Source organism: Sphingobium cyanobacteriorum (assembly GCF_030580935.1).
GTDB lineage: Bacteria > Pseudomonadota > Alphaproteobacteria > Sphingomonadales > Sphingomonadaceae > Sphingobium > Sphingobium cyanobacteriorum.
Genome location: NZ_JAUQOM010000007.1, coordinates 211412 through 218657, shown reverse-complemented (window position 1 = coordinate 218657; position 7246 = coordinate 211412). Strand labels below are relative to the sequence as shown.

The 7246-nt window shown below is 63.6% G+C and carries 11 protein-coding genes; 9 read left to right on the top strand and 2 right to left on the bottom strand.

What is annotated here, in order from left to right:
* Window positions 1–289 precede the first annotated feature (289 nt).
* Complete coding sequence (locus tag Q4610_RS14760) at window positions 290–1186, bottom strand: FRG domain-containing protein (RefSeq protein ID WP_304536721.1); 897 nt, start codon at window positions 1184–1186, stop codon at window positions 290–292.
* 232 nt (window positions 1187–1418) lie between these two features.
* On the opposite strand from Q4610_RS14760, the gene Q4610_RS14755 reads away from it, so the two are divergent.
* The 3 genes from Q4610_RS14755 to Q4610_RS14745 all read left to right on the top strand — a co-directional run bounded on the left by Q4610_RS14755 (window position 1419) and on the right by Q4610_RS14745 (window position 4046).
* Window positions 1419–2249: an RES family NAD+ phosphorylase gene (locus Q4610_RS14755; RefSeq protein WP_304536720.1), complete on the top strand. Its 831-nt coding sequence runs from the start codon at window positions 1419–1421 to the stop codon at window positions 2247–2249.
* A gap of 366 nt (window positions 2250–2615) precedes the next feature.
* On the top strand, window positions 2616–2915 hold the full coding sequence (locus Q4610_RS14750; protein ID WP_304536719.1) for a DUF736 domain-containing protein: 300 nt from the start codon (window positions 2616–2618) through the stop codon (window positions 2913–2915).
* Between the two features lie 288 nt (window positions 2916–3203).
* Entirely contained in the window at window positions 3204–4046 is an 843-nt protein-coding gene (locus Q4610_RS14745) for a DUF932 domain-containing protein (RefSeq protein ID WP_304536718.1), read from the top strand.
* A gap of 157 nt (window positions 4047–4203) precedes the next feature.
* Here the strand turns inward: Q4610_RS14745 and Q4610_RS14740 are convergent, their stop codons facing one another.
* Window positions 4204–4431, bottom strand: coding sequence for a helix-turn-helix domain-containing protein (locus Q4610_RS14740; RefSeq protein WP_304536717.1), 228 nt, complete (start codon window positions 4429–4431; stop codon window positions 4204–4206).
* 168 nt (window positions 4432–4599) lie between these two features.
* Between Q4610_RS14740 and Q4610_RS14735 the strand changes: the two genes are divergently transcribed.
* The 6 genes from Q4610_RS14735 (at window position 4600) to Q4610_RS14710 (ending at window position 7243) form a co-directional block, all read left to right on the top strand.
* Entirely contained in the window at window positions 4600–4872 is a 273-nt protein-coding gene (locus Q4610_RS14735) for a DNA -binding domain-containing protein (protein ID WP_304536716.1), read from the top strand.
* Between the two features lie 146 nt (window positions 4873–5018).
* Window positions 5019–5240, top strand: a complete 222-nt coding sequence (locus Q4610_RS14730; RefSeq protein WP_304536715.1) for a transcriptional regulator domain-containing protein — start codon at window positions 5019–5021, stop codon at window positions 5238–5240.
* Complete coding sequence (locus Q4610_RS14725; RefSeq protein WP_304536714.1) at window positions 5179–5802, top strand: DUF2285 domain-containing protein; 624 nt, start codon at window positions 5179–5181, stop codon at window positions 5800–5802. The genes Q4610_RS14730 and Q4610_RS14725 overlap by 62 nt, the downstream gene beginning before the upstream one ends.
* 129 nt (window positions 5803–5931) lie before the next feature.
* Window positions 5932–6198, top strand: a complete 267-nt coding sequence (locus Q4610_RS14720; RefSeq protein WP_167954218.1) for a helix-turn-helix transcriptional regulator — start codon at window positions 5932–5934, stop codon at window positions 6196–6198.
* Window positions 6195–6701: a DUF2840 domain-containing protein gene (locus Q4610_RS14715; protein ID WP_304536713.1), complete on the top strand. Its 507-nt coding sequence runs from the start codon at window positions 6195–6197 to the stop codon at window positions 6699–6701. The genes Q4610_RS14720 and Q4610_RS14715 overlap by 4 nt, the downstream gene beginning before the upstream one ends.
* Window positions 6698–7243 carry a S26 family signal peptidase gene (locus Q4610_RS14710; protein ID WP_304536712.1) on the top strand — a complete coding sequence of 182 codons (546 nt, stop codon included), beginning with the start codon at window positions 6698–6700 and terminating at the stop codon, window positions 7241–7243. Before Q4610_RS14715 ends, Q4610_RS14710 begins: the two co-directional genes overlap by 4 nt.
* Window positions 7244–7246: the final 3 nt, after the last annotated feature.

Sequence of the window (7246 nt, the reverse complement as noted above, 5' to 3'; positions counted from 1 at the left end):
CCTGCCTTTCGAAACCTGTTTCGAATGTTCTTACATCATCAGCCACTACGATACCCCTCGGATGAGGGGCAAAACATAGACAGATCAGCAGCTACGAAAATGTGGGGAGGTTTTGGCGCTTACGCCGAATAGCGGCATCGGGCCGGGGCCGCGTGAGCGGTCCCGGCCATCCATTTCGACCGGCAAAACGGCGGCCGCGCCCGTTGGGGCGCGGCCGCTCTTGGTCAGAGTGTACCGTTTTTCCGAGCTGCTGGACCTCAATCAATCATGCTCGGTCCATCGACAGCGGTTATTTCGGCGAACGTCGCAACACCACCTTGGTTGCGGCATCGCCCGATGAGAGGGTGCCCGTGATATACCGCGCGGCGCGCTCAATATCCGGGAACATCGTCTTTTCATTAATTCCAAGCTTGTCGAGTTCCTCGAGAATATCCGACTTCGCAGCGGCAGGAATGACGATGTGCTCCACTTTTATGCCGTCAGTATTGCTGGCGTCGATCTCCTCAACCAAGCCGAACGCGAAGAAGGCTCCCGCCTGTGCGAGGATACGCTTGTTATTCTGCTTGGGCTTGACGAGGATGATCGAGTCCAGGTCGTCTGGATCAATTTCATTCAGGAATCCGTTCTTCTCCTGCCTGATAAAATGCAGAAGGCGCTTGATCGGAGTACTGTCGTTGAACCTTTCCTGCTCCAGCATGGTGTCGATCTTCCGCTTGTAGGACCACGACAGGCGGGCAAGATTGGTAAGGCAACTCACCGTATCGCTGTCGAAATAGCGTACCCGTCCCTTATGAACCCGAAGCATGACGACATGGCCGTCCATGTCTTGCGTCTGCGTTTTTCCCGACGGAAGGGTCACCCTTTTCTTGACGGTTTCGCAAGCGAAGTAGAGCGCGACCAAGGGGTTCATGGTCACGTCGAGCAACCGCGTGGGCAGCGAAAAATGCTGCATCCGAACCAGCATCTCCAGGGCGCTCGTATCTCGGTCAAAGTCCTCGGGATGGGCGGCGATCAATTCGCGCAGCAAGATATGCTCGTTCTCCCGAGTTGATGCCTTGCGGAAGATGGACGGAGTCAATCTAAAGTCAACGCTGCCGTGACCGCGATATGACACCACGGAGGTCTTCGAGACAGGCCACTCCAGGATCACCTTCACGAAATCCGTGACCGACTTAATCGGCGTCATTCATCCACCCCTGTCTACCGGTGCGGCGTCGCAGAGATCGGTGCGCGCCCGTGCGCAAAACGATGTAGCTGAACAGCTGGCACTAGGCCATGATGCATCTATCGAATTGCGTCCCGCACGTGGCAATGCCTGCTGCCAATTCCATGATGGGTGATTACATGTAGAGGCGATCGGCCGCTTGCCTGAACGTGGCTGTTCGTAGCAAACCAATCGAGCAAGAGGGCGCTTTATAATGAAACTGGACGACCCAGTGACGCCGGCATTTGCGAGTTGGGACAGCTATTCGAAGTTCGCGCGGCGGGTCAGATTCTCCAGCCGTTACATACTCGGCGAAGAGGATCGGACATTCCTCCAGACGGTCCTGGCCACAAACCGCGATCGCGATGTTTCGCTGAAAAAGGGCATGATTCTCTACCGCGCCCAGCGCGGCGTCGATATGGTGGATCGGACTGACGATGATGGCAATTGGATCGGGGAGGATACGTGGGGATACGGCGCACAGCGCATGAAGCCTTTGGCCGACCGTGCGCGCGAGGGACGCGCCAACCCGACTGGCATTCCAGTTCTATACGTCGGCAGCACGATCGAGACGGCGGTTTCCGAGGTAAGGCCCTGGGTCGGTGCCGAGCTGTCTGTTGCCTGGTGTCGCCTCCTGCGCCCTCTCCGCACCCTTGATCTGTCGCGCGGCCACGGAAAGTCATCTTTTGCTGGCCCGATCTTCAGGCACGTCATGGGCGGCACGGACCCGACCCCCGAGGAGGTCGAACAAGCGGTCTGGACTGACATCGACAATGCCTTCTCGCAGCCGGTCACGCATGCGGATGACCGCGCCGACTATGCGCCGACCCAAATCCTTGCCGAGCTCTTTCGCAGCGCTGGATACGACGCAATCGGCTATAAAAGCCACTTTGGCGATACCGAAGATCGCGGAGGCTTCAACATTGCGATATTCGACCCCGACGCAGTCGAAATTGCCAGCTGCGCTCCGTTTCGCGTGCGGTCGATCAACGTCGTGGCCGAGCAGTTCGACAATGGCTGGGCGAGGTCGAGCGGGGGCCAATAAATGCTCCCTGCCGAGCCAGCCTAAGGTGTTGGCGCGGGACCGTTCGTCGTGACATTGATCGTAAGTGCCTGTTGCCTGGGCCGTTGTCGCCACGCCGTCCACGTTTGCAAGAGGGCCACGCCCGCAGGCCTCGGCGATGGCGTGATCTGACCGGGCGGCGGCTTCGCCTCGATTGCCTCCGCAATGGCTACGGCCGGCTATTTTCCGCCGCGCGTGCCGCGCTTTGCATCGCGAAGCAAAATAGCCGGCCGGCGCCATCCTCCGCTCCGCTGCGGCCGCCCTGCGGTGCGCGGGCACTCGCCCCCGGTCTGTCGATCACTGTCGAGGCCGCGAAGGGCGTGGCCCGAGCAACAAGGAGATTTCGACATGGCTATGATCGGCACCTTCACCGCCAACAGCAAGGGCGAGTTCACCGGCGTCATCAAGACGCTCATCCTCAACACCAAAGCCGTCTTCCGCCCCATCACAAAGGATGGCGACAAGTCTCCCGACTTCAGTGTCAGCACTGCCGATATGGACATCGGCGCTGCCTGGAAGAAGACCAGCCGCGAAGGTCGCGACTACACCTCGGTCAAGTTGGACGATCCCACCTTTCCGGCGCCGATCTACGCCACCCTGTCCGAGACCGAGACCGCCGGCGAATACACGCTGATCTGGTCCCGCTGACCCCGACGCGGCGCCCCGCTCCATTGGAGCGGGGCGCCTAAGTGCGTTTGTTTTTGCTGGTTGTCAGAACGGACGGGCCGGTCGGCCCGGCACCTTGTCGGAGTTGCTTGGGGCGCTGCCCCCGGCGCACTTCAAGCGGCTTCCGCCCAGCTTCCTCCACGCGCGAGCGCGTTCCGTGCAGCCGGTTCCCCGCGAAGCCGCTTTCCGTTTGCACCCCCGGTCTCGCCGACGGGCAGGGTTTCAGCGCGGCGCTCCGCTGCGCGGAAACCCAAGCCCAAGGAGGCCAAAATGCACTATCAGCTTGCTACCCGGTTCGGCCGTGGTGCCCATCAGATCAGCGGCCGGGAGCCGCTCGACAACGAGGCGCTGTATCGGCACGTCCCGTCCATCTTCGCCCGCGAGGCGCACGACAGCCGTTCGGATCGCTACGTCTATGTCCCGACGATCGACATCGTGGAGGGGCTGCGCCGGGAAGGTTGGTCGCCGTTCTTCGCGGTCCAGTCGGTGCCGCGTGACGGCAGCCGCCACGGCCACGCCAAGCACATGCTGCGCCTGCGCCGCGATGACGGCATCGGCAAACCGGAGGCCGCCGAAGTCATCATCGTCAACAGCCATGACGGAACCAGCGCCTACCAGATGTTTGCCGGGATGCTGCGCTTCGTCTGCACCAACAGCATGATCGCGGGCGAGCGGTTCGAAGAGGTCCGCGTGCCGCACAAAGGCAATATCGAGCATGACATTATCGAGGGCGTGTTCACCGTCGCGGAGGACTTCCCGCGCTTGATCGACGCCAGCGAGTCGATGAAGGCGATCCAGCTTTCACCGGGTGAACAGCGCTTGCTTGGCGAGGTCAGCCTTGTTGCGCGCTATGGCGACGACGAAAGCCCGGTTCGGCCCGAGCAGATCATCGAGCCGCGCCGCCGCGAGGATGTAGACCGCAGCTTGTGGACCACGTTCAACGTCATTCAGGAGAATGTCGTTCGGGGCGGGTTGCAGGGCCGCAAGCGCAACGCCGAGGGCCGTATTCGCCGTGCGCAGACCCGCGCGATCAACGGCATCGACCAGAACGTGACGCTGAACCGCGCGCTTTGGACGCTGGCGGAAGGGATGCAGCGCCTCAAAGCAGCCTAACCATTTCACCGCAGGGCCGAACGTTCGGCCCTGCGGCTTTGCCATTTTCGCGCCGATCCGCTGCGTTGGATCGGCGGCGGCCGCGCGTCCCAAGGTCCGCGCGGCCGCAATCGCGCTCGCCGGGCTGACGCCCGGCTCGCGCTCAGATTCTGCGAAGCTAATCAGGCTCGGACGGATCGAGTTCGGCGAGAAGATCGGCGGGCGTGACGCCAAGCGCCGAGGCCAAGTGAAACAAGGTGACTACGGTTGGATTGCGGCGACCGCGCTCCAAATCGCTTACATATTGTTGGGTAAAGCCGGACGTCTCGGCAAAGCGCTCCTGGGTAAAGCCCTTATCCTTTCTCAGCTTGGCGAAGTTGAGTCCCACGAGGCGGCGCATGTCCATGCGCCGCAAGCTGGACGATACACATTATGTGGTTTATCCCATATAAGGTGTATCGCCAGCCTCGCGCCGACATCGCTGCCAAAGGTGCAACGAGCGATGCGAGATTTGCGCCTATTTGACGTCCATATTTGATCTAGCTTGGTTAACGATAGACATGACGGAAGCGCCATGAGCACCAGCCAGTTCGCAGATCGCGCGCCCGACGTATCGCAGCTCACCGCCTACGACGAAAGCCATATGGTCGATTATCTGCGCTTGCTCGACGCTGCCGACGAAGGCGCAGACTGGCGCGAAGCCGCCGCCTGTATTCTCGGCATCGATGCGGCCGCCGAACCGCACCGCGCAAAAACAATGCACGACAGTCATCTTGCGCGAGCGCGATGGATGACCGAGGTTGGCTATGCCCATCTGCTCGGATGCGAGCGACCGTTAAAGCGTTAAGATTAAATCTAATTCGGTTGCGTTCGCTCATCTCCGGCACAGCTTTCGCGGCATGGCAGAGCGCAGCCTTCGCGCTATTCGCCCAATACTCAACAGGTGACGCTGAGCTTCCTGAAATCCGCGCGAGACGCGGTTAGGAGGATGGAATGCCGACGCCACAGCGCCGGCGCCAGCGACGCGACGGCAGTCTGTCCGACGCGATCGGGCGCGCCGGCATAGCTGCCGAGTTCCTTCGGCGAAACCAGACCTTTCGCGCCGAACATGCGCAGATGCGCGAGCGCATCGCGAGCGGCGCCGTCACGAAGAATGCCGCCGAGTCGGCGTTCGCGCGGCGCTGGGGGTTGTCCTTTCGCCACGGCACCGGATGACCTGTCAGAGCCGGTTGTCTGGCGCCCCGAACTGACCGCCGTCACGGTCATCCTGGACGCCGCACCGGAGGGATTTGCGACCGCCGCCCCGGTCGATCCGCGCGCGCTCGGCGCGCTGTTCGCCGATCTGGCCGGGATCGACGGACGCCATGTCATTGTCGCCGATGCAGCCGGAGAGCATCGGCTGTGGCTGCGCGACCCGACGGCTGGCCGGCCGCTCGCAGCAGTCATCCCGCTCGACAAGGATTTCCTCACCCGCATCGCCAGCTTGCTGCGATTCCATCGCCGTCTGCTCGGTCGCGCGGCGGGTCCGCTGCCGCGCGGCTGGCCGCTCACCGCCTACCGGCTTGCCCGGCTCGACCTTATGCTCCGCGCGCTCGACCTGCGCGACGGCGGTGCGACCTATCGCGAGATCGCCACCGCGCTGGGGCGCGACGAGGCCGTGCGATTGTCCGCGAGCGACTGGAAGATGTCTTCCGCGCGTTCGTTCGTGGTCCGGCTGGTCCGAGACGGCATCACTATGATGAACGGGGAGTACCGCAAACTCCTCCGTATCCGCTGACCGTTCCCTTCGGGCAGTGCCCCCACGGGGGTGGTCGCATCCGTGCAGCCGCACATCTTCATACCCCACCCGGCCGCCTTCCTTCTGACAATTACGCCTCCTGCCGCCACTGCCCGCAGGAGCCTTCACTTGTCCGATACGCCCGCCAATCTGCCGCCCCGCTTCCTGCGAACGCCGGAAGCCGCGCGCTTTCTCGGCCTGTCCGGCCGCACCCTCGAAAAACACCGCTATTTCGGGACAGGCCCGGCATACCGCCGGATCGGCGGCCGGGTGGTCTATTCGGTCGATGACCTGCGCGCCTGGGCCGACATCGGCATCAAACATTCGACTTCCGATCCGGGGCAGGACGACCTCATGCCGCGCGCGGATTCCGCCATCGCCCGGAGCCGGCGATGACCGTCCCGCCGTCGCCCATGCGCCACCGCCAGCCGTCTGACGACGGCATGACCCGCGTCGAGCTGACGTGGATCGAGAAGCGGATCGAGCATTGGATCAGGTTCGGCCGCGTCGCGGCGGACGAGATCGCCGATCGCCGCCGCCGCATCGTCCGCTTCCGTCCCGGAGCGATATTCGCGTTCGTCCGATGGGCGGCGAACGACTACGGCACGGTCAGCTCGCGCATCGACATCGTGCGCGCGGTGGGCGCCGGCGAGCCGTTCACGACGCTGCCGTGCGTGCAGCCGGGCGGTGACATCCTGCTCAAGATTGAAGGCTGGCCCAAGGTCCAGCAAGTTCTTGCAGCGATCGACGCGACCGAAGCAGCCGGCGTCGATCCCTGCGACGCCGCGCCCGACCACTGGCGACACGTCGCCAACCGTATCGCCGCCGGACATCAGCCGCGCCCCTATACGCTGGAGCGTCATCGCGCCTGGCTCAAGCGCCGGGAAATCGAAGGATGACGCGCCGTGGAGGGGCCCTTGCGACGGTCTGCGTCGCGTCGCTGTTCGGCGCGTCGTTCGCCACGATTGCGGCGCTCGACCCGCTGCCGCGCGTCGTCTGGAACGCCAGCGCGAGCGCGCCGATCGGGCTTTATCGGATCGAGCCGCTTCCCGATCCGCCGAACGGGGTTTTGGTCGCCGTGACACCGCCACCGAAGCTGGCGCAATGGCTCGCGGAGCGCGGCTATCTCGGCGAGCGCGTGCCGCTGCTGAAGCATGTCGCGGCGCGGCCGGGCCAGATCGTGTGCAGCATCAACGCGGTAGTGAGCGTCGATGGGCGGCCCGTTGTCGTCGCCCGGCAGCGTGACGGCCGGGGCCGCCCTCTGCCGGTCTGGCAAGGCTGCCGAACGCTGCGCGCCGGCGAGTTGCTGATGCTCAACCCCGACCACGCCGACAGCATGGACGGTCGCTATTTCGGTTCGCTGCCGGCCTCGGCCGTGCTCGGCCGCGCCATCCCGATCCTCACTCGCGACACCCCCGACGCGCCGCTCAACTGGCGCTGACCC

Excerpts from the sequence above, each read along its gene's own strand:
- Q4610_RS14715 (WP_304536713.1), top strand. The coding sequence starts at position 6,195 with ATGACCGTCCCGCCGTCGCCCATGCGCCACCGCCAGCCGTCTGACGAC.
- Q4610_RS14750 (WP_304536719.1), top strand. The coding sequence starts at position 2,616 with ATGGCTATGATCGGCACCTTCACCGCCAACAGCAAGGGCGAGTTCACC.
- Q4610_RS14760 (WP_304536721.1), bottom strand. The coding sequence starts at position 1,186 with ATGACGCCGATTAAGTCGGTCACGGATTTCGTGAAGGTGATCCTGGAG.
- Q4610_RS14740 (WP_304536717.1), bottom strand. The coding sequence starts at position 4,431 with ATGGACATGCGCCGCCTCGTGGGACTCAACTTCGCCAAGCTGAGAAAG.
- Q4610_RS14725 (WP_304536714.1), top strand. The coding sequence starts at position 5,179 with ATGCCGCCGAGTCGGCGTTCGCGCGGCGCTGGGGGTTGTCCTTTCGCC.
- Q4610_RS14735 (WP_304536716.1), top strand. The coding sequence starts at position 4,600 with ATGAGCACCAGCCAGTTCGCAGATCGCGCGCCCGACGTATCGCAGCTC.
- Q4610_RS14745 (WP_304536718.1), top strand. The coding sequence starts at position 3,204 with ATGCACTATCAGCTTGCTACCCGGTTCGGCCGTGGTGCCCATCAGATC.
- Q4610_RS14755 (WP_304536720.1), top strand. The coding sequence starts at position 1,419 with ATGAAACTGGACGACCCAGTGACGCCGGCATTTGCGAGTTGGGACAGC.
- Q4610_RS14710 (WP_304536712.1), top strand. The coding sequence starts at position 6,698 with ATGACGCGCCGTGGAGGGGCCCTTGCGACGGTCTGCGTCGCGTCGCTG.
- Q4610_RS14730 (WP_304536715.1), top strand. The coding sequence starts at position 5,019 with ATGCCGACGCCACAGCGCCGGCGCCAGCGACGCGACGGCAGTCTGTCC.